Genomic DNA, 19011 nt, shown 5'->3' with positions numbered 1-19011 from the left:
TGGATTCCATCTTTTTACGGGCCGTACTAATTTTTGTAGTTAAACAAAGCCCCGCCCAATCGTAGGTGGGAATGGAGAAAAAATGAGCCTAGGCCTCCTCGGTCGCAAGGTTGGCATGATGCGCATCTTCACGGATGATGGGGATTCGATCCCAGTCACCGTGCTGGACGTGTCGAACAACCGCGTTGCGCAAATCAAAACCCCTGAAACGGATGGTTATTCCGCTGTTCAGGTCGTCTTCGGTCAACGTCGCGCTTCCCGCGTGACCAAAGCCGCAGCCGGTCACTACGCTAAAGCTGGTGTTGAAGCCGGTACTCTGCTGAAAGAGTTCCGCGTTGACGCTGCTAAAGCTGCAGAATTGAAAGCTGGTGAAGTTATCGCCGCTTCGCTGTTCGAAGTTGGTCAAAAGATCGACGTTCAGGGCACGAGCATCGGTAAGGGCTACGCCGGTACCATCAAGCGTCACAACTTTGCCTCCGGTCGTCAGACCCACGGTAACTCGCGTTCGCACAACGTACCAGGTTCGATCGGTATGGCGCAGGATCCGGGCCGTGTTTTCCCAGGCAAGCGCATGACCGGCCACATGGGTGACGTTACTGTTACCACCCAGAATCTGGAAATCGCTCGTATCGATGCCGACCGTCAGCTGCTGCTGGTCAAAGGCGCGGTACCAGGCGCGAAAAACGGCCAAGTGGTCGTCTCGCCTGCTGTCAAAGTCAAAGCAAAGAAAGGGGCTTAATCGATGGAACTCAAGCTCCTGAATGCTCAAGGTCAAGCATCTTCCAACGTTGCCGCCGCTGACACCGTCTTCGGCCGTGATTACAACGAAGCCCTGATCCACCAGATCGTGGTTGCCTACCAAGCCAATGCTCGCAGCGGCAACCGTAAGCAGAAAGACCGCGAAGAAGTCCACCACACGACCAAGAAGCCATGGCGCCAAAAAGGTACCGGCCGTGCACGTGCTGGTATGTCGTCGTCGCCACTGTGGCGCGGCGGTGGTCGCATCTTCCCGAACTCGCCTGACGAGAACTTCACCCACAAAGTGAACAAGAAGATGTACCGCGCCGGTATCTGCTCGATCCTGTCCCAACTGGCTCGCGAAGAGCGCCTGGTTGTTGTTGAAGACTTCGCCATCGAAGCTCCAAAGACCAAGCTGCTGTCGCAAAAGCTGAACGCCATGGGTCTGGAATCGGTGCTGATCATCGCTGACAACATCGAAGAAAACCTGGAACTGGCTTCCCGTAACCTGCCGAACGTGCTGGTTGTTGAGCCACGTCACGCAGATCCAATGTCGCTGGTCTTCTACAAGAAGATCCTGGTCACCAAAGCGGCACTGGCCAAGATTGAGGAGATGCTGGCATGAGCGCAGTCATCAAACACAGCGAAGAGCGCCTGATGAAGGTGCTGCAGGCTCCGGTCATTTCCGAAAAGGCCACCATGGTCGCGGAAAAGAACGAGCAAATCGTATTCCGCGTACTGCCGGATGCGACCAAGCCTGAGATCAAGGCAGCCGTTGAACTGCTGTTCAAGGTTGAAGTCCTGTCGGTGCAAACCGTCAACCGCGAAGGTAAGGTTAAGCGTTCGGGCCGTTTCATCGGTCGCCGCAACCACACCAAGCGTGCTTTCGTGTGCCTGAAGCCTGGCCAGGAAATCAATTTCTCCGAGGAGGCTAAATAATGGCACTCGTAAAGATGAAGCCAACCTCCCCAGGCCGTCGCGGCATGGTGAAGGTAGTGAACCCGGACCTGTACAAAGGTCGTCCGTTCGCTGCCCTGGTTGAAAAGAAATCCAAAACTGCCGGCCGTAACAACAACGGCCACATCACCACCCGCCACATCGGCGGTGGTCATAAGCAGCACTATCGCCTGATCGACTTCAAGCGTCAGAAGGATGGCATTCCTGCGAAAGTGGAACGTATCGAATACGATCCAAACCGCACCGCGAATATCGCCCTGCTGTGCTACGCCGACGGCGAGCGCCAGTACATCATCGCCACCAAGGGCATGAGCGTCGGCGACAGCGTGATGAACGGTTCGGAAGCGCCTATCAAGTCGGGCAACTGCCTGCCTATCCGCAACATCCCGGTCGGTACCGTGATGCACTGTGTCGAAATGCTGCCAGGTAAGGGTGCCCAGATGGCCCGTACCGCCGGCGCCGGCGTGGTGCTGATGGCCCGCGAAGGCACCTACGCCCAGGTTCGCCTGCGCTCGGGTGAAGTGCGCCGCGTGCACATCGAGTGCCGCGCGACCGTAGGCGAAGTCGGCAATGCCGAACACAGCCTGCGCAAGATCGGTAAGGCTGGCGCGATGCGCTGGCGCGGTGTTCGTCCTACCGTTCGCGGTGTGGTCATGAACCCGGTCGATCACCCGCACGGTGGTGGTGAAGGTAAAACGGCAGCAGGTCGTCATCCAGTGTCCCCATGGGGCCAGCAGACCAAGGGTAAGAAGACCCGCAGCAACAAGCGTACTTCTTCGATGATCGTCTCGCGCCGCGGCAAGAAATAAGGATAAACCATGACTCGTTCATTGAAAAAAGGGCCGTTCTGTGACGCCCACCTGGTGAAAAAAGTCGAAGCCGCGCAAGCGACCAAAGACAAAAAGCCAATCAAAACCTGGTCGCGCCGCTCGACGATCATGCCTGACTTCATCGGTCTGACGATCGCTGTGCACAACGGCAAACTGCACGTGCCTGTGTATGTTTCCGAAAACATGGTTGGTCACAAGCTCGGCGAATTCGCGCTGACCCGTACGTTCAAGGGCCACGCTGCTGACAAAAAGGCTAAGAAATAATGGAAACCAAAGCTATCCTCAAAGGCGTGCGCCTGTCGGATCAAAAGGGCCGCCTGGTGGCTGACCTGATCCGCGGCAAGAAGGTTGACGCTGCGCTGAACATTCTGCAATTCAGCCCTAAAAAAGGCGCGGCCATCATCAAGAAAGTGCTGGAGTCCGCAATCGCGAACGCCGAGCACAACGATGGTGCCGACATCGACGAACTGTTCGTGAAAACGATCTACGTCGAAAAGGGCCCGATCCTGAAGCGCTTCACCGCGCGTGCAAAGGGCCGTGGCGACCGCATTTCGAAACAATCCTGTCACGTGTACGTGACTGTCGGTAACTAAGGAGCCACGATGGGTCAGAAAATTCATCCAACCGGTTTCCGTCTGGCGGTCACCCGTAACTGGGCTTCGCGCTGGTATGCAGGCAACGGCAATTTCGCTGCCATGCTGAACGAAGACCTGAAAGCACGTGCTTTCCTGAAAAAGAAACTGAAGAACGCCTCCGTTGGCCGCATCGTCATCGAGCGTCCAGCCAAGAACGCGCGCTTCACGATCTACAGCTCGCGTCCAGGCGTGGTCATTGGTAAAAAAGGCGAAGACATCGAAGTACTGAAGTCGGCGCTGACCAAGATCATGGGCGTGCCGGTGCACGTGAACATCGAAGAAATCCGCAAGCCGGAAATCGACTCGCAGCTGATCGCCGATTCGATCTCGCAGCAGCTGGAAAAGCGCATCATGTTCCGCCGCGCGATGAAGCGCGCGATGCAAAACGCCATGCGTCTGGGTGCCCTGGGCATCAAGATCATGTCGTCGGGCCGTCTGAACGGCATCGAGATCGCGCGTAAGGAATGGTACCGCGAAGGCCGCGTGCCTCTGCATACCCTGCGCGCCGACATCGACTACGGCACCAGCGAAGCTGCGACCACGTACGGCATCATCGGCGTGAAAGTCTGGGTCTACAAGGGCGACCGCTCCGCCACCGGCGAAGCACCAGTCATCGAGACCCCGGCCGACGAGAAGAAAAGCCGCGGTCCACGCCGCGACGACGGCAAGCCTTCGGGCCGCCCACGTCCAGGTCCAGCCGGTGCTAAACCATCCCCGGCAGGTGCTGCCCGTGTGCGTTCCGCGAAACCGGCCGCCGCTGCACCAGCTGAGAAAGCAGGAGAATAACCATGCTGCAACCAGCACGCAGGAAGTATCGTAAAGAGCAGAAAGGCCGCAACACCGGCATTTCGCACAGCCGCGGCACCGCCGTGTCGTTTGGCGAATTCGGTCTGAAGGCAGTTGCTCGCGGTCGTATCACCGCACGTCAAATCGAAGCAGCGCGTCGCGCCATGACCCGTCACATCAAACGTGGCGGCCGTATCTGGATTCGCGTCTTCCCGGACAAGCCAATTTCGAACAAGCCTGCCGAAGTCCGTATGGGTAACGGTAAGGGTAATCCAGAGTACTACGTGGCTGAAATCCAGCCAGGTAAAGTACTGTACGAAATGGATGGCGTCGCAGAAGAACTGGCGCGCGAAGCGTTCCGCCTGGCTGCTGCCAAACTGCCCCTGGCTACCACCTTCGTGGTGCGCCAGGTTGGCCAATAATAGGAGTGAAATATGAAAGCATCTGAACTCCGCGGCAAAGACCAGGCAGCTCTGCAAAAAGAGCTGAACGACCTGCTGAAGGCCCAGTTCGGTCTGCGTATGCAAGTCGCTACGCAGCAGCTGAGCAACACTTCGCAGCTCAAGAAGGTACGCCGCGACATCGCGCGTGTGAAGACGGTAATGAATCTGAAGGAAGCCAAATGAACCAACCAGTGAAACAGTCGCTCAAGCGCACGCTGATCGGTAAAGTGGTGTCCGACAAGATGGACAAGACCGTTACCGTTCTGATCGAACGTCACGTGAAGCACCCTCTGTACGGCAAGATCATTGTGCGTTCGGCTAAATACCACGCACACGACGAAACCAACCAAGTCAAGGCCGGTGATACGGTCGAGATCCAGGAAGGCCGTCCGATCTCCAAAACGAAGGCGTGGACGGTGACTCGTGTAGTGCAAGCTGCACAAATCGTTTAATTGACCAGCCGCCGCCGTCCCAGACGGTGGCGGTTTTCAATTAGTTCTTGCAAGCCCGCAGGTTTTATGTGATACTTGCGGGCTTCGCTCATGTATCGCCGCAAAGTGTCTCTCCGCAGACGCGCACCTGCGGTCAGTACTTGTACGAAGGTCAAGCACCCAAACAGTGATGCGAATCACTGGCGGGACCAAGACTGACCGAGAGGTCCGCATTGTGTGGATTCTTCGGCTTAAGTTGGGAAAGAGAATACTATGATTCAAACTGAAAGCCGGCTCGAAGTGGCCGACAATACCGGTGCCAAAGAAGTCATGTGCATCAAGGTATTGGGCGGCTCCAAGCGCCGTTACGCTGGCATTGGCGACGTGATCAAGGTAACCGTCAAGGTTGCCCAGCCACGCGGCCGTGTCAAAAAAGGTGAAATTTACAACGCTGTGGTTGTGCGTACCGCTAAAGGTGTGCGCCGCCAAGACGGCTCCCTGGTGAAGTTCGACGGCAACGCCGCCGTGCTGCTGAACGCCAAGCTGGAGCCGATCGGTACCCGCATCTTCGGACCTGTCACGCGCGAACTGCGCACTGAGAAGTTCATGAAGATCGTGTCCCTGGCACCGGAAGTCCTGTAAGGAGTCAGCAAATGGATAAGATTCGTAAAAACGACGAAGTCATCGTTTTGACCGGTAAAGACAAGGGCAAGCGCGGCACCGTGCAACAGCGTGTAGACGCTGAGCATGTCGTGGTTGAGGGCGTCAACGTCGCTAAAAAAGCGACCAAGCCGAACCCGATGACTGGCGTAACTGGTGGCATCGTTGACAAGACCATGCCTATTCACGTGTCCAACGTTGCTCTGTTCAACGCTGCGACCGGTAAGGCAGATCGCGTAGGCTTCAAGGAAGTGGATGGCAAAAAAGTCCGCGTCTTCAAGTCCTCCGGCGAAGTAGTGAAAGGGTAATAAGAAATGGCCCGTCTGCAAGCAGTCTATAAAGACAAAATCGTTGCCGAGCTGACCGAGAAATTCGGTTACAAGTCGGTAATGGAAGTGCCACGCCTGACCAAGATCACCCTGAACATGGGTGTGGGCGAAGCAATCGCTGACAAGAAAGTCCTGGAGCACGCTGTTGGCGACCTGACCAAGATCGCCGGCCAGAAGCCTGTGACCACCAAGTCGCGCAAAGCTATCGCCGGTTTCAAGATCCGCGAAGGCTATCCGATCGGTACCATGGTGACCCTGCGCGGCGCCCGCATGTACGAGTTCCTGGATCGTTTCATCACCGTGGCCCTGCCGCGCGTGCGTGACTTCCGTGGCGTGTCCGGTCGTTCGTTCGACGGTCGCGGCAACTACAACATCGGTGTTAAAGAACAGATCATCTTCCCAGAGATCGAGTACGACAAGATCGATGCGCTGCGTGGTATGAACATCTCGATCACCACCACCGCGAAGACCGACGACGAAGCGAAAGCTCTGCTCGCCGCCTTTAAATTCCCGTTCAGGAACTAATAGATCATGGCAAAACTCGCACTGATTAACCGTGAACAGAAGCGTGTCGACCTGGCAAACAAATTCGCTGCCAAGCGCGCCTCGCTGAAGGCCATCATCGACGACCAGTCGAAGACGGAAGAAGAGCGTTACGAAGCCCGCCTGAAACTGCAGGCGCTGCCACGTAACTCCGCTCCGACCCGTCAGCGCAACCGTTGCGCCGTCACCGGTCGTCCACGCGGCACCTTCCGTAAATTCGGTCTGGGCCGTATCAAGCTCCGTGAATTCGCCATGCGTGGTGAGATTCCGGGTATGACTAAAGCCAGCTGGTAATAGGAGAACAAGCAATGAGTATGAGCGATCCTATCGCCGATATGCTGACCCGCATTCGCAACGCCCAAGGCGTTCAAAAAACGACCGTGGCCATGCCATCGTCGAAAGTCAAAGTAGCGATTGCCAACGTCCTCAAGGACGAGGGTTACATTGAAGATTTCGCTGTCGCCGAAGCCGGTGGCAAGTCGGAACTCAAAATCGGTTTGAAATATTATGTAGGCCGTCCTGTTATCGAGCGCCTTGAGCGCGTGTCCCGTCCGGGCCTGCGCGTGTACAAGGGCAAGGATGAAATCCCAACCGTGATGAACGGCCTGGGCGTTGCCATCGTGTCGACCCCGCAAGGCGTCATGACCGACCGCAAAGCACGCGCTACCGGCGTCGGCGGCGAAGTCATCTGCTACGTCGCGTAAGGAGCAATAATGTCTCGTGTAGCTAAAATGCCTATCGCTGTGCCAGCTGGCGCTGAAGTCGCCATCTCCGCACAAGCGATCACCGTAAAAGGCCCGCTGGGCGTACTGACCCAGGCCCTCAATGGCCAGGTGAAAGTAGAAAACAACGCTGGCACCCTGTCCTTCGACGTGGCCAACGACAGCCGCGAAGCCAATGCCATGTCCGGCACGCTGCGCGCGCTGGTGAACAACATGGTCACCGGCGTCACCAAGGGCTTCGAGAAGAAGCTGAACCTGGTTGGCGTGGGTTACAAGGCGCAAGCCGCTGGCGACAAGCTGAACCTGTCGCTGGGCTTCTCGCACCCGGTTGTGCACGCGATGCCAGAAGGCGTCACCGTGGCAACCCCGACCCCGACCGAGATCCTGATCAAGGGTATCGACCGTCAAAAGGTTGGCCAGGTGGCCGCTGAAGTTCGCGCTTACCGCGCTCCTGAGCCTTACAAGGGCAAGGGCGTCCGTTATTCGGACGAAGTGGTTAAGATCAAAGAAACCAAGAAGAAGTAATTAGGGGCTGACGATGGATAAAAAAGAATCTCGTCTGCGTCGCGGACGTCAAACCCGGATCAAGATTGCGCAGCTGAAAGTGAACCGCCTGTCGGTACACCGCACCAACCTGCACATCTATGCAAACTTGACCTCCCCGGATGCCAAAGTACTGGTTTCGGCCTCGACCGCGGAAGCGGAAGTGCGCGCAGAACTGGCCGGCAAATCGGGCAAGGGTGGCAACGCCGCTGCCGCCGCACTGGTGGGCAAGCGCGTAGCAGAAAAAGCACTGAAAGCAGGAATCACCGAAGTTGCGTTCGACCGCTCCGGTTTCCGTTACCACGGCCGTGTCAAAGCGCTGGCAGAAGCTGCCCGCGAAGCCGGTCTGAAGTTCTAAGGGTACGATCATGGCAAAAATGCAAGCTAAAATGCAAAGCGACAAGCCGGATGACGGCATGCGCGAAAAAATGATCGCGATCAACCGCGTGACCAAAGTGGTCAAGGGTGGTCGTATCATGGGCTTCGCGGCGCTGACCGTAGTTGGTGACGGCGATGGCCGCATCGGCATGGGTAAAGGCAAATCGAAAGAAGTGCCAGTGGGTGTGCAAAAGGCAATGGAAGAAGCCCGCCGCAACCTGATCAAAGTGCCGCTGAAAAACGGCACGCTGCATCACACCGTCATCGGCCGCCACGGCGCGTCGAAAGTGATGATGATGCCAGCCAAGCCGGGTACCGGCGTGATCGCTGGTGGCGCCATGCGCGCGATCTTCGAGGTGATGGGCGTGACGGACGTGGTGGCGAAATCCACCGGTTCGTCCAACCCATACAACCTGGTGCGCGCGACCCTGGACGGCCTGTCGAAAATCAGTACTGCTGCTGACATCGCTGCGAAACGCGGCAAGTCGGTGGAAGACATCCTGGCTTAAGGGGAAACCACATGAGCACTATCAAAGTCAAACTGGTGAAGGGCCTGATCGGCACTCGTCAAGACCACCGCGCCACCGTGCGTGGCCTGGGTCTGCGCCGCGTCAACTCGGTTTCCGAGCTGCAGGACACCCCATCGGTACGCGGCATGATCACCAAAGTCGCCTACCTCGTGAAAGTCGTATCGTAAGCTTCGGCTTATGATCTGGAGAAATCAATGGAATTGAATACCATTCAACCAGCAGACGGCGCGAAGCACTACAAGCGTCGCGTCGGTCGCGGTATCGGCTCCGGCCTGGGTAAAACCTCCGGCCGTGGTCACAAAGGTCAAAAATCGCGTTCGGGCGGCTTCCACAAAGTCGGTTTCGAAGGCGGTCAGATGCCTCTGCAACGCCGTCTGCCTAAGCGCGGTTTCAAGTCGCTCAACGCCACCTTCAAAGCTGAAGTGCGCCTGTCCGACCTGAACAACCTGCCGACCGGCGAAGTCGACATTCTGGTCCTGAAGCAAGCCGGCGTGCTGGGCGTGCTGGCCCGCGACGTGCGCGTGATCGCCTCCGGCGAAATCACCAAAGCCGTCGTGGTCAAAGGCCTGAAAGTCACCGCGGGCGCGAAAGCGGCCATCGAAGCGGCTGGCGGCTCGGTAGCCTGAGCTGATAGCTAACAGCTAGATCGGAGCGAAAATTGGCGACCAACCCACAACTTGCTAAGAGCGCCGCGGCTGGCTTCCCTTGGGGCCGCCTGTGGTTCCTGCTTGGCGCATTGGTGGTGTATCGTATCGGCGCTCACGTTCCTGTACCGGGTGTCGACCCGGTACAGCTGGCGGCCCTGTTCAAGCAACAGGAAGGCGGCATCCTGGGCATGTTCAACATGTTCTCCGGTGGCGCCTTGTCCCGCTTTACGGTGTTTGCGCTCGGTATTACGCCCTACATCTCGGCCTCGATCATCATGCAGTTGCTGTCGATCGTGTCGCCACAGATGGAGGCGCTGAAGAAGGAGGGCGAATCCGGCCGCCGCAAGATCACCCAGTACACCCGTTATGCGACGGTGGCACTGGCTCTGTTCCAGGCGCTGGGTGTGTCCGTGGCACTGGAATCGCAGCCTGGCCTGGTGCTGGATCCTGGCCTGGGCTTCCGCTTCGTGACGATCGTGACGCTGTTGACCGGCACCATGTTCCTGATGTGGCTGGGGGAGCAGATTACCGAGCGCGGTCTCGGTAACGGCATCTCCATCATCATCTTCGCCGGTATCGCCGCCGGTCTGCCTGGCGCACTGGGTGGCTTGTTCTCCCAGGTGTCGACGGGCTCGATCGGCAGCTTCTCGGCCATCCTCATCGTGGTGCTGGTAGCCCTGGTTACCTTCGTCGTGGTGTTCGTGGAACGTGGACAGCGCAAGATCCTGGTCAACTACGCCAAGCGTCAAGTCGGCAACAAGATCTACGGTGGCCAAACCAGCCACCTGCCGCTGAAGCTGAACATGGCCGGCGTGATCCCGCCGATCTTCGCATCGTCGATTATCCTGTTCCCGGCTACGCTCGTGGAGTGGTTCTCGAAGGGCGCCGACAAGTCCAGCCCGGTCGTCGGTTTCATGAAAGACCTGGCGGCCTCGTTGAGTCCCGGCGAGCCGATCCATGCATTGTTGTACGCCATTGCAATCGTGTTCTTCTGTTTCTTCTATACCGCGCTGGTGTTCAACAGCAAGGAAACAGCGGACAACTTGAAGAAGAGCGGGGCCTTTGTGCCAGGGATCCGTCCCGGTGAGCAGACTGCCCGCTACATCGACAAGATCCTGACGCGATTGACGCTGGCCGGCGCCGTCTACATCACGCTGGTGTGTTTGTTGCCGGAGTTTATGCAAGCCCAGTGGAAGGTTCCCTTCTACTTTGGCGGCACCTCCCTGTTGATTATTGTGGTTGTGACCATGGATTTCATGGCCCAGGTGCAAAACTATGTGATGTCGCAGCAATATGAGTCGCTGCTGCGCAAAGCAAACTTCAAGGGCGGGATTCCGCAGCGTTAAGCGCGGCAAACATAACGAAAAATGGCAAAAGACGACGTCATACAGATGCAAGGCGAGATTCTGGAGAATCTCCCCAATGCAACATTTCGAGTGAAGCTGGAAAACGGGCACGTGGTGCTCGGGCACATTTCGGGTAAAATGCGGATGAACTATATCCGCATCCTTCCTGGCGACAAGGTGACGGTCGAACTGACACCTTATGATCTGAGCCGGGCCCGCATCGTGTTCCGGACCAAGTAAATAAACAATCGTACTAGAAGAGAGTGCAAAAATGAAAGTTAACGCTTCAGTCAAGCGCATCTGCCGCAACTGCAAGATCATCAAGCGCAAAGGTGTGGTCCGCGTAATCTGCGTCGAACCGCGTCACAAGCAGCGTCAAGGTTAATAACCGTTATTTATCGAGGAATAACGAATGGCACGTATTGCAGGGGTTAACATCCCAAACCACCAACATACCGTTATCGGCCTGACCGCCATCTACGGTATCGGCCGCCCACGCTCGCAGTTCATCTGCCAGGCGACGGGTGTTCCATCCAACAAGAAGATCAAAGATCTGGACGACAGCGAACTGGAAAAGCTGCGTGATGAAATCGGCAAGTTCGTAGTTGAAGGCGACCTGCGCCGCGAACTGTCGATGAACATCAAGCGTCTGATGGATCTGGGCTGCTACCGCGGCATGCGTCACCGCAAGGGCCTGCCGGTCCGCGGTCAGCGCACCCGCACCAATGCGCGTACCCGCAAGGGCCCGCGCAAAGCCGCTCAATCGCTGAAGAAATAATCTTAGGAAAATATTATGGCTAAGCAACAAAGCAGCGCAGCAGCAGCTCGCGTACGCAAGAAGGTCAAGAAGAACGTTGCAGAAGGTATCGCACACGTTCACGCTTCCTTCAACAACACCATCATCACCATCACCGACCGTCAGGGCAATGCGCTGTCGTGGGCGACCTCCGGTGGCGCTGGCTTCAAGGGTTCGCGCAAATCGACCCCGTTCGCAGCGCAGGTTGCTGCTGAAGCCGCTGGTAAAGTGGCTGTTGAGTGCGGCGTCAAGAACCTGGAAGTGCGTATCAAGGGCCCAGGTCCTGGCCGCGAATCCGCCGTGCGCGCACTGAACAACCTGGGCATCAAGATCACCGAGATCCAGGACGTGACCCCAGTACCGCACAACGGCTGCCGTCCTCCTAAGCGTCGTCGTATCTAATGATGCTGCCGGCAGCTTAGGCTGTCGGCGTCGTCCTCTTGGAAGCAAAAAACCGCTGGAACAGTGGGCCGGAAACGGCTATACTGTCCGGCTGTTCTCGCCTGTCGGATGGATTTCGACGGGTTTTTCGTTTTGTCAGCCACCGTCCAAGCTGAAAGTGAGCTGGACTAGCGCCTAACCGCCCGCATTGCGCAGCGGCTGGGGCGTCATATTTAAAGGAAATCACCGTGGCACGTTATATCGGACCAAAAGCAAAGCTGTCCCGCCGTGAAGGCACTGATCTGTTCCTGAAGAGCGCACGCCGCTCGCTGGATTCGAAATGCAAACTGGACGTCAAGCCAGGCCAGCACGGCGTGAAGTCGGGCGCCCGCACCTCGGACTTCGGCAACCAGCTGCGCGAAAAGCAAAAAGTCAAGCGCATGTACGGCATCCTGGAACGCCAGTTCCGCCGCTACTTCGCAGAAGCCGACCGCCGCAAGGGCAACACCGGTGAAACCCTGCTGTCCCTGCTGGAAACCCGCCTGGACAACGTTGCATACCGCATGGGCTTCGGCTCGACCCGCGCTGAAGCGCGCCAGCTGGTATCGCACAAAGCCTTCACCGTGAACGGCAACGTGGTCAACATCGCTTCCTACGCTGTCAAGACCGGCGACGTGATCGCCGTGCGCGAAAAGGCCAAGAAGCAGACCCGTATCCTGGAAGCCCTGTCGCTGGCTGAACAAGTTGGCATGCCAGCTTGGGTATCGGTGGATGCCAAGAAGATGGAAGGCACCCTGAAGTCGCTGCCAGAGCGTAACGAAATCGCGCACGACGTCAACGAATCGCTGATCGTCGAACTGTACTCGCGTTAATCGCAGTAAGTAGCTTCCGCCCACTGGGTTACGCCCAGTGGGCTTTTTCACTAATGCCATCAGCCTTATCGGTGTAATGAGCCGAGGGTATTGAAAAGGACATTTCATGCAAAACAGTTTGTTGAAACCACGTATCATCGACGTCGAAGCCCTGGGCGCCGGTCACGCTAAAGTCGTGATGGAGCCGTTTGAGCGTGGCTATGGCCACACCCTGGGCAACGCGCTGCGCCGCGTGCTGCTGTCGTCCATGATCGGCTACGCGCCGACCGAAGTGACGATCGCCGGCGTGGTGCACGAGTACTCGTCGCTGGACGGCGTCCAGGAAGACGTGGTTGATCTGCTGCTGAACCTGAAGGGCGTGGTCTTCAAAGTCCACAACCGTGACTCCGTCACCCTGACCCTGAAGAAGGAAGGCGAAGGCGCCGTCCTGGCATCGGACATCGACCTGCCGCACGACGTCGAGCTGATCAATCCGGACCACGTGATTGCCCACCTGACCGCTGGCGGCAAGCTGGACATGCAGATCAAAGTGGAAAAAGGCCGCGGCTATGTGCCGGGCAACGTCCGCCGCCTGTCCGAAGACACCAACAAGACCATCGGCCGCATCATCCTGGACGCGTCGTTCTCGCCAGTGCGCCGCGTGTCTTATGCCGTGGAATCGGCCCGTGTGGAACAGCGTACCGACCTGGACAAGCTGATCATCAACATCGAAACCAACGGCGTGATCACGCCGGAAGAAGCGATCCGCCAGTCGGCCCGCGTCCTGGTGGACCAGTTGAATGTCTTCGCTGCCCTGGAAGGCACGGAAGCCGCCGCCGAAGCGCCATCGCGCGCTCCGCTGGTCGATCCTATCCTGCTGCGTCCAGTGGACGACCTGGAGCTGACCGTACGTTCGGCCAACTGCCTGAAAGCGGAAAACATCTACTACATCGGCGACCTGATCCAGCGTTCGGAAAACGAACTGCTGAAGACGCCGAACCTGGGCCGCAAGTCCTTGAACGAAATCAAGGAAGTGCTGGCTTCGCGTGGTCTGACTCTGGGCATGAAGCTGGAGAACTGGCCGCCTGCAGGTCTGGAGAAGTAATTTTGCTGTACCCGTCCCCGGCATGTGCCGGGGGCGTTTAACCCATATGAACCGGTCCGCGCCCTGACGAGAGTCCTGGCGATCGAAGAACCTGGCATTAAACACCATCGAAAGGAAGTACCATGCGTCACCGTCACGGCCTCCGTAAGCTGAACCGTACCTCGTCCCACCGCCTGGCTATGCTGCGCAACATGACCGTTTCCCTGCTGCGTCATGAAGCCATCAAGACCACCGTTCCTAAAGCTAAGGAACTGCGCCGCGTGATCGAGCCGATCCTGACCCTGGGCAAGACCGACACCCTGGCCAACAAGCGCCTGGCGTTCGCTCGCCTGCGCGACCGCGAAATGGTTCTGAAACTGTTCGCTGAACTGGGCCCACGCTACGCCAACCGCAACGGCGGTTACCTGCGCATCCTGAAAATGGGTTTCCGCGTAGGCGACAACGCTCCGATGGCTTACGTTGAACTGCTGGACCGTCCAGAGATCACCGAAGCTGTTGAAGTAGCCGACGAAGCGTAATTTACGCTGCGTGAGAAAAAAGCCAGGCTCTGCCTGGCTTTTTTTTTGCCGGCACGTGTTGGCGGGTTACGCGGCATCGCCGCTAACCCGCCCTACGGAATACGGAGCCGCGGTGCGCTCAGCGTAACCCGCCAGGCCGGTGTACCATTAAACGGTTTTAGTTCCTGAAGGCAGTCATGTCCCGCTTTGCCCACTTCCTCGTCCGCCTGCTCGCATTGACGATCCTGCTGTTTGCCGCCCCGGCCCGCGCCGAGGAAGAATTCCTCGATCCGGCCGTGGCCTTCAAGTTTTCCGCGCGCATGCTGGACGCCAGGACGGCGGTCGTCACCTACGACATCGCCGACGGCTACTATATGTACCGCGAGCGCTTCGCCTTCAAGGCGCAGGGTGCCACCCTTGGCACGCCGGACATCCCGCCGGGCAAGGTCAAGTTCGACGAGACCTTCAACAAGGACGTGGAAACCTACCGCAAGCAGGTCAGCATCACCATCCCGGTCGACGCCGCCGGTCCCTTCACTCTGCTGGCCACCTCGCAAGGCTGCTCCGACAAAGGCCTGTGCTACTCGCCGCAGGAAGGGCAGGCTCGGCTGACCGGCAGCGGCGGCAGCGCCGTGCCGGCCGGCGCCGGGGCCGCTGCGGCCATATCGCTGCCGGTAAGCGCAACGCAGGGCGGCGCGCAGCCGGGCCTTGACGCCGGCGGCGCGCCGGCCGGCGCCAGCGAACTGGGCAAAATCGAAGCGGCGCTGCAAGGCGGCCGCCTGCTGGTGATCCTGCCGCTGTTTGCCCTGCTGGGCCTGGGCCTGGCGTTTACGCCCTGCGTGCTGCCCATGGTGCCCATCCTGTCCTCCATCATCGTGGGCGAAGGCGCGCGCAGCAGCCGCGGGCGCGGCCTGGTGCTCTCGCTCACCTACGCCTTCGGCATGGCCATCGTTTATACCGCGCTGGGCGTGGCCGCCGGCCTGATCGGCGAAGGCTTGGCCGCCGCCCTGCAAAACCCCTGGGTGCTGGGCGCCTTCGGCTTGCTGATGGTGGCGCTGTCGCTGTCCATGTTCGGCCTATACGAGCTGCAGGTGCCGGCCGGCCTGCAAACCCGCCTGAGCACGGTCTCCAGCCGCCAGTCCTCCGGCAAGCTGGCGGGCGTGTTCGCCATGGGCGCCATTTCCGCCCTCATCGTCGGCCCCTGCGTGGCCGCGCCGCTGGCTGGCGCCCTGGTCTACATCAGCCAGACGCGCGACGTTGTCATCGGCGGCGGCGCCCTGTTCGCCATGGCGGTGGGCATGAGCGTGCCCCTGGTGCTGGTGGGCGTGTCGGCCGGCACGCTGCTGCCGCGCGCAGGCGCCTGGATGGACAATGTGAAGAAATTCTTCGGCGTGCTGCTGCTGGCCATGGCCTTGTGGCTGGTGTCGCCGGTGCTGCCGGCCAGGCTGGCCATGCTGGGCTTCGCCCTGCTGGGCATAGGCTACGGCGTCTACCTGCTCACGGCCGGCGGCCGCGGCCAGCCCGCCACCGGCTGGCTGGGCAAGGCCGCCGCCGTGGTATTCGTCATCCTGGGCGGCGTGCAGCTGGCCGGGGTGGCCACCGGCGGCCAGGACGTGCTGGCGCCGCTGGCCCACCTGGGGCGCGGCGGCGAACAGCCGGTGCATTTCACACGCGTCAAGACCGTGGCCCAGCTGGACGCGGCGCTGGCGAAAACCGGCGGCAAGACCGCCATGCTGGACTTTTATGCGGACTGGTGCGTGTCCTGCAAGGAAATGGAAAAGCTCACCTTCATCGACCCGGCCGTCAAGGCCAAGCTGGCCAACACCGTGCTGCTGCAGGTGGACGTGACCGCCAACGACGAGGACGACAAGGCCATGCTGAAGCGCTTCAAGCTGTTCGGCCCGCCCGGCATCATCTTCTTCAACCCGCAGGGGCAGGAAATCCCGGATTCGCGCGTGGTCGGTTTCCAGAATGCGGAAACCTTCCTGAAGTCGCTGGGCAAGCTGCAATAAGATACGACAAAGGGCGCCGTGGCGCCCTTCGTGCTTGCTTAGCCGTGGCGCATCATGGTGTGCCCACCGCCGTGGCCACCGCCGTGGCCCCGTCCGTGGTGGCGCCTGGTGGCTTCGTCGAAGGTCTTTTGCTGCTCAGGCGTCAGCTGGGCATAGAAAGTCTTCAGCGCGGCCAGGCGGGTTTCATGTTGAGCGATCATCTGCTTGTGCATTTCCAGGCGTTTCTCGGCGCGTTCCGGCGCGCTCAGCTGGGCCAGCGCGGCGCGGTCCGGACGGGCTGCCGGCAGCCTGGGCGCGGTGGCGGCGATGAAGGCGCTCCAGGCCGGTTCCTGCGCCGCCGTCAGCTTCAGCTTGTCGTGCAGCGCGGCCTGGTGCTTCGCCATCATCTCCTTGAATTTCGCCTGGCGTTCCGCCATTCTGGCATCGCGCTGCTCCTGGGTGAGCGCCTGGCCGTGGCGGCCCGGGGCAGGGGTGTCGGCAGCGAAGGTGGCGCTGCCCGCCGTGCCCAGGCCGAGCACGGCCATGCCGATGATCAGGGTTTTGCGTATCGTGTTCATGGTAAGTCCTTGTATGTGAGGGTTCGGCGCTTGGGTAATGTGCACTGCACATGGGACACATCTTGGCAGCGTGGTGTTGCCATGGCATTGCCCCAGCGGACGCTTTTGTATCAAACTGTTTCCCTGCGCTGCCGGGCCTTTAGATATACAAGCCGATACAAACCCTTGTTGGCCTTCCCCCACCGAACTGAGGATAATTGAGGCATGGAACAAACTTCTACCATCCTGATCGTCGACGACGACCGCGATATCCGCTCCCTGCTGGCCGATTACCTGGAAGCCAACGGCTACCGCGCCCAGTGCGCGGCGGACGGGGCCGCCATGTGGAAACAGCTCGACGAGGCCCGCCCGGACCTGATCGTGCTGGACCTGAACCTGCCCGGCGACGACGGCCTGAGCCTGTGCCGCAAGCTGCGCGCCACGTCCTCGCTGCCTGTCATCATGCTGACCGCCCGCAACGAGCCGCTGGACCGCATCCTGGGCCTGGAAATGGGCGCCGACGACTACCTGCCGAAACCGTTCGAGCCGCGCGAACTGCTGGCCCGCATCCGCAGCGTGCTGCGCCGCAGCCACGCCATGCCGTCCAACGCCGGCTCCGACAAAGTGCAGCAGATGCGCTTTTCCAACTGGACCCTGGACCTCACCGCGCGCCATCTGGTGAACCCGGACGGTATTGTCATCATGCTCTCGGGGGCCGAGTTCCGCCTGCTGAAAGTGTTCCTGGAACACCCGAACCGCGTGCTCAACCGCGACCAGCTGCTGAACCTGACCCAGGGCCGCGACGCCGACCCCTTCGACCGCTCGATCGACATCCAGATCAGCCGCCTGCGCCAGAAACTGGGCGAGGACGCGCGCGTACCGCAAATCATCAAGACCGTGCGCAACGGCGGCTATGTGCTGGCCGGCGCCGTGAGCGTGGAGCCGGGCGCGTGAAAGCTTTCCTCAGTTCGATGACGGGGCGGGTGTTTCTGGTCCTGTTGCTCGGCATTGTGGCCTCGGCCACGCTGACGCAGTACCTGGCCGTGAACGAACGCCAGCGCACGCTGGAGCGCTACCGCGACTCCTATGCGCTGGACCGGGCCGTGGAAATGATCTCCACGGTCAGCGTGGTCAAGCCGGAAGGGCGCGCCACCTACCTGAAAATCACCAGCCAGGGCGGCCTGCGCCTGGAGGCGACCAGCGACGCCATCAACACCGCCCATCCGCAGACCGAGTTTTCGCGCCACCTGGGCGAGCGCCTCAGCAACGATTACGTGCTGGCCCCGCTGGCCGAGCGCCCCGCCGCCTGCGACGCGCCGCGCGAAATCAATTCCATCTTCGGCCCCACCCACTGGCGCGGCACCTGCGAAGCCATCAACGTGGGCATGCCGGACGGCCAGGTGCTGCGCCTGACCATCCTGCCGCCGCGCTCGCCGCCGCCCACCGGCCAGAACGAGCTGTTCACCATCCTGCCTTTCCTGTTCAGCATCGCCGGCCTGGCCTACCTGGTCACGCGCATGGCCGTGCGGCCCCTGATGCTGCTGGCGCAGGCGGCCAAGGACCTGGGCAACGACATCAACCACGCGCCGCTGGAGCTGCGCGGCGCCAGCGAGATCCGCCAGGCCAGCGCCGCCTTCAACGCCATGCAGGCGCGCATCCGCCAGCACATTTTCCAGCGCACCCAGATGCTGGCCGCCATCACGCACGACCTGCAGACCCCGCTCACCCGCATGCGCCTGCGGCTGGAAAAAGTCGCCGACAGCGACCTGCAGCAAAAGCTGCTGGGCGACCTGTCGGCCACGCAGCAAATGGTGAAGGAAGGCCTGGACCTGGCGCGCAGCATGGACAGCAGCGAGAACATGCAGGCCCTGGACCTCGATTCCCTGCTCGACAGCGTGTGCGCCGACGCGGCCGACGCCGGCCAGGACGTGGCGCTCAAGGGCCGCGCCGCCATGGCGCTGATGGGCCGTCCGCTGGCGATCCGGCGCTGCCTGGTGAACCTGCTGGACAACGCCGTCAAATACGGCCAGAGCGCCAGCGTGACGGTGGAGCGCATGGTGGGCGCGGCGCGCATCCGCATCCGCGACGCCGGCCCCGGCATCGCCGGCGACCAGCTGGCGCAGGTGTTCGAGCCCTTCTACCGCATCGAAACCTCCCGCTCGCGCGAATCCGGCGGCACCGGCCTGGGCCTGACCATTGCGCGCAACATCGCCGAGCAGCACGGCGCCAGCATCGCCCTGGCCAACCACCCGGACGGCGGCCTGGAAGTCACCCTGGTGGTGCCCGAATATTATGCAGGGAAATGATTCCCGCTT

At 60.1% G+C, this 19011-nt stretch carries 32 protein-coding genes; 31 read left to right on the top strand and 1 reads right to left on the bottom strand.

Annotation, left to right across the window (positions count from 1 at the left end; translation table 11 throughout):
* Positions 1-82: 82 nt before the first annotated feature.
* From rplC to dsbD, 29 genes are all read left to right on the top strand, one after another.
* A complete protein-coding gene (gene rplC, locus ASC94_RS28445) occupies positions 83-739 on the top strand; it encodes a 50S ribosomal protein L3 (RefSeq protein WP_056404304.1) in 657 nt (218 codons plus the stop codon).
* A 3-nt stretch (positions 740-742) separates the two neighbouring features.
* Positions 743-1363: a 50S ribosomal protein L4 gene (rplD, locus tag ASC94_RS28440; protein WP_056404301.1), complete on the top strand. Its 621-nt coding sequence runs from the start codon at positions 743-745 to the stop codon at positions 1361-1363.
* Positions 1360-1677, top strand: a complete 318-nt coding sequence (rplW, locus tag ASC94_RS28435; protein WP_056404300.1) for a 50S ribosomal protein L23 — start codon at positions 1360-1362, stop codon at positions 1675-1677. The genes rplD and rplW overlap by 4 nt, the downstream gene beginning before the upstream one ends.
* Positions 1677-2504 carry a 50S ribosomal protein L2 gene (gene rplB, locus ASC94_RS28430; RefSeq protein ID WP_056404299.1) on the top strand — a complete coding sequence of 276 codons (828 nt, stop codon included), beginning with the start codon at positions 1677-1679 and terminating at the stop codon, positions 2502-2504. Before rplW ends, rplB begins: the two co-directional genes overlap by 1 nt.
* Before the next feature lie 9 nt (positions 2505-2513).
* Positions 2514-2789: a 30S ribosomal protein S19 gene (gene rpsS, locus ASC94_RS28425; protein ID WP_050409767.1), complete on the top strand. Its 276-nt coding sequence runs from the start codon at positions 2514-2516 to the stop codon at positions 2787-2789.
* Positions 2786-3118, top strand: a complete 333-nt coding sequence (gene rplV, locus ASC94_RS28420) for a 50S ribosomal protein L22 (RefSeq protein WP_177307311.1) — start codon at positions 2786-2788, stop codon at positions 3116-3118. Before rpsS ends, rplV begins: the two co-directional genes overlap by 4 nt.
* A gap of 9 nt (positions 3119-3127) precedes the next feature.
* Positions 3128-3946, top strand: coding sequence for a 30S ribosomal protein S3 (gene rpsC, locus ASC94_RS28415; protein ID WP_056404295.1), 819 nt, complete (start codon positions 3128-3130; stop codon positions 3944-3946).
* 2 nt (positions 3947-3948) lie between these two features.
* Positions 3949-4368 (top strand): 50S ribosomal protein L16, encoded by a 420-nt coding sequence (gene rplP / locus ASC94_RS28410; protein ID WP_056404292.1) that lies wholly within the window; start codon positions 3949-3951, stop codon positions 4366-4368.
* Between the two features lie 12 nt (positions 4369-4380).
* Positions 4381-4572, top strand: a complete 192-nt coding sequence (gene rpmC, locus ASC94_RS28405) for a 50S ribosomal protein L29 (protein WP_056404290.1) — start codon at positions 4381-4383, stop codon at positions 4570-4572.
* Positions 4569-4841 carry a 30S ribosomal protein S17 gene (rpsQ, locus tag ASC94_RS28400; protein ID WP_056404288.1) on the top strand — a complete coding sequence of 91 codons (273 nt, stop codon included), beginning with the start codon at positions 4569-4571 and terminating at the stop codon, positions 4839-4841. Before rpmC ends, rpsQ begins: the two co-directional genes overlap by 4 nt.
* A 252-nt stretch (positions 4842-5093) precedes the next feature.
* Positions 5094-5462 carry a 50S ribosomal protein L14 gene (gene rplN / locus ASC94_RS28395; protein WP_050409761.1) on the top strand — a complete coding sequence of 123 codons (369 nt, stop codon included), beginning with the start codon at positions 5094-5096 and terminating at the stop codon, positions 5460-5462.
* Positions 5463-5473: 11 nt separating this feature from the next.
* Positions 5474-5788 carry a 50S ribosomal protein L24 gene (gene rplX, locus ASC94_RS28390; protein WP_056404286.1) on the top strand — a complete coding sequence of 105 codons (315 nt, stop codon included), beginning with the start codon at positions 5474-5476 and terminating at the stop codon, positions 5786-5788.
* 6 nt (positions 5789-5794) lie between these two features.
* A complete protein-coding gene (gene rplE / locus ASC94_RS28385) occupies positions 5795-6334 on the top strand; it encodes a 50S ribosomal protein L5 (protein WP_056404284.1) in 540 nt (179 codons plus the stop codon).
* A gap of 6 nt (positions 6335-6340) precedes the next feature.
* Positions 6341-6646 carry a 30S ribosomal protein S14 gene (gene rpsN, locus ASC94_RS28380; protein ID WP_056404282.1) on the top strand — a complete coding sequence of 102 codons (306 nt, stop codon included), beginning with the start codon at positions 6341-6343 and terminating at the stop codon, positions 6644-6646.
* 14 nt (positions 6647-6660) lie between these two features.
* Positions 6661-7056, top strand: a complete 396-nt coding sequence (rpsH, locus tag ASC94_RS28375; RefSeq protein WP_056404280.1) for a 30S ribosomal protein S8 — start codon at positions 6661-6663, stop codon at positions 7054-7056.
* Between the two features lie 9 nt (positions 7057-7065).
* Positions 7066-7599 carry a 50S ribosomal protein L6 gene (gene rplF, locus ASC94_RS28370; protein WP_056404279.1) on the top strand — a complete coding sequence of 178 codons (534 nt, stop codon included), beginning with the start codon at positions 7066-7068 and terminating at the stop codon, positions 7597-7599.
* A 13-nt stretch (positions 7600-7612) separates the two neighbouring features.
* Positions 7613-7975, top strand: coding sequence for a 50S ribosomal protein L18 (gene rplR, locus ASC94_RS28365; protein ID WP_028833785.1), 363 nt, complete (start codon positions 7613-7615; stop codon positions 7973-7975).
* Between the two features lie 10 nt (positions 7976-7985).
* A complete protein-coding gene (gene rpsE, locus ASC94_RS28360; protein ID WP_049817602.1) occupies positions 7986-8504 on the top strand; it encodes a 30S ribosomal protein S5 in 519 nt (172 codons plus the stop codon).
* Positions 8505-8515: 11 nt separating this feature from the next.
* Entirely contained in the window at positions 8516-8692 is a 177-nt protein-coding gene (rpmD, locus tag ASC94_RS28355; RefSeq protein ID WP_050409754.1) for a 50S ribosomal protein L30, read from the top strand.
* 27 nt (positions 8693-8719) lie between these two features.
* Positions 8720-9151 (top strand): 50S ribosomal protein L15, encoded by a 432-nt coding sequence (gene rplO / locus ASC94_RS28350; RefSeq protein WP_056404276.1) that lies wholly within the window; start codon positions 8720-8722, stop codon positions 9149-9151.
* 32 nt (positions 9152-9183) lie between these two features.
* A complete protein-coding gene (secY, locus tag ASC94_RS28345; protein ID WP_056404275.1) occupies positions 9184-10518 on the top strand; it encodes a preprotein translocase subunit SecY in 1335 nt (444 codons plus the stop codon).
* 21 nt (positions 10519-10539) lie between these two features.
* The gene (infA, locus tag ASC94_RS28340) at positions 10540-10758 is read left to right on the top strand and encodes a translation initiation factor IF-1 (RefSeq protein WP_005663428.1); all 219 of its coding nucleotides are present in this window, start codon (positions 10540-10542) and stop codon (positions 10756-10758) included.
* Between the two features lie 31 nt (positions 10759-10789).
* The gene (rpmJ, locus tag ASC94_RS32150; RefSeq protein WP_005663407.1) at positions 10790-10903 is read left to right on the top strand and encodes a 50S ribosomal protein L36; all 114 of its coding nucleotides are present in this window, start codon (positions 10790-10792) and stop codon (positions 10901-10903) included.
* Positions 10904-10930: 27 nt separating this feature from the next.
* Positions 10931-11296, top strand: a complete 366-nt coding sequence (gene rpsM / locus ASC94_RS28335) for a 30S ribosomal protein S13 (RefSeq protein ID WP_056404273.1) — start codon at positions 10931-10933, stop codon at positions 11294-11296.
* Between the two features lie 15 nt (positions 11297-11311).
* On the top strand, positions 11312-11716 hold the full coding sequence (rpsK, locus tag ASC94_RS28330) for a 30S ribosomal protein S11 (protein ID WP_008444339.1): 405 nt from the start codon (positions 11312-11314) through the stop codon (positions 11714-11716).
* Between the two features lie 227 nt (positions 11717-11943).
* Positions 11944-12567: a 30S ribosomal protein S4 gene (gene rpsD, locus ASC94_RS28325; protein WP_056404271.1), complete on the top strand. Its 624-nt coding sequence runs from the start codon at positions 11944-11946 to the stop codon at positions 12565-12567.
* 106 nt (positions 12568-12673) lie between these two features.
* The gene (locus tag ASC94_RS28320) at positions 12674-13651 is read left to right on the top strand and encodes a DNA-directed RNA polymerase subunit alpha (protein ID WP_026354946.1); all 978 of its coding nucleotides are present in this window, start codon (positions 12674-12676) and stop codon (positions 13649-13651) included.
* 122 nt (positions 13652-13773) lie between these two features.
* Positions 13774-14169, top strand: a complete 396-nt coding sequence (gene rplQ / locus ASC94_RS28315) for a 50S ribosomal protein L17 (protein ID WP_056404269.1) — start codon at positions 13774-13776, stop codon at positions 14167-14169.
* A 176-nt stretch (positions 14170-14345) separates the two neighbouring features.
* Positions 14346-16160 (top strand): protein-disulfide reductase DsbD, encoded by a 1815-nt coding sequence (gene dsbD, locus ASC94_RS28310; RefSeq protein ID WP_056404268.1) that lies wholly within the window; start codon positions 14346-14348, stop codon positions 16158-16160.
* A 38-nt stretch (positions 16161-16198) separates the two neighbouring features.
* On the opposite strand, the gene ASC94_RS28305 is transcribed toward dsbD, so the two are convergent.
* On the bottom strand, positions 16199-16717 hold the full coding sequence (locus ASC94_RS28305; RefSeq protein ID WP_056404266.1) for a Spy/CpxP family protein refolding chaperone: 519 nt from the start codon (positions 16715-16717) through the stop codon (positions 16199-16201).
* A gap of 204 nt (positions 16718-16921) precedes the next feature.
* On the opposite strand from ASC94_RS28305, the gene ASC94_RS28300 reads away from it, so the two are divergent.
* Both ASC94_RS28300 and ASC94_RS28295 read left to right on the top strand, forming a co-directional pair.
* Positions 16922-17650 (top strand): response regulator, encoded by a 729-nt coding sequence (locus tag ASC94_RS28300; RefSeq protein WP_056404264.1) that lies wholly within the window; start codon positions 16922-16924, stop codon positions 17648-17650.
* Entirely contained in the window at positions 17647-19002 is a 1356-nt protein-coding gene (locus ASC94_RS28295; protein ID WP_056404261.1) for an ATP-binding protein, read from the top strand. The genes ASC94_RS28300 and ASC94_RS28295 overlap by 4 nt, the downstream gene beginning before the upstream one ends.
* Positions 19003-19011 lie beyond the last annotated feature (9 nt).

This window comes from Massilia sp. Root418 (genome assembly GCF_001425265.1).
In the GTDB taxonomy this organism is placed as follows: Bacteria; Pseudomonadota; Gammaproteobacteria; order Burkholderiales; family Burkholderiaceae_D; genus Rugamonas.
Note: the sequence above shows the minus strand (reverse complement) of the source record. Positions and strands in the feature narration are given on the sequence as shown.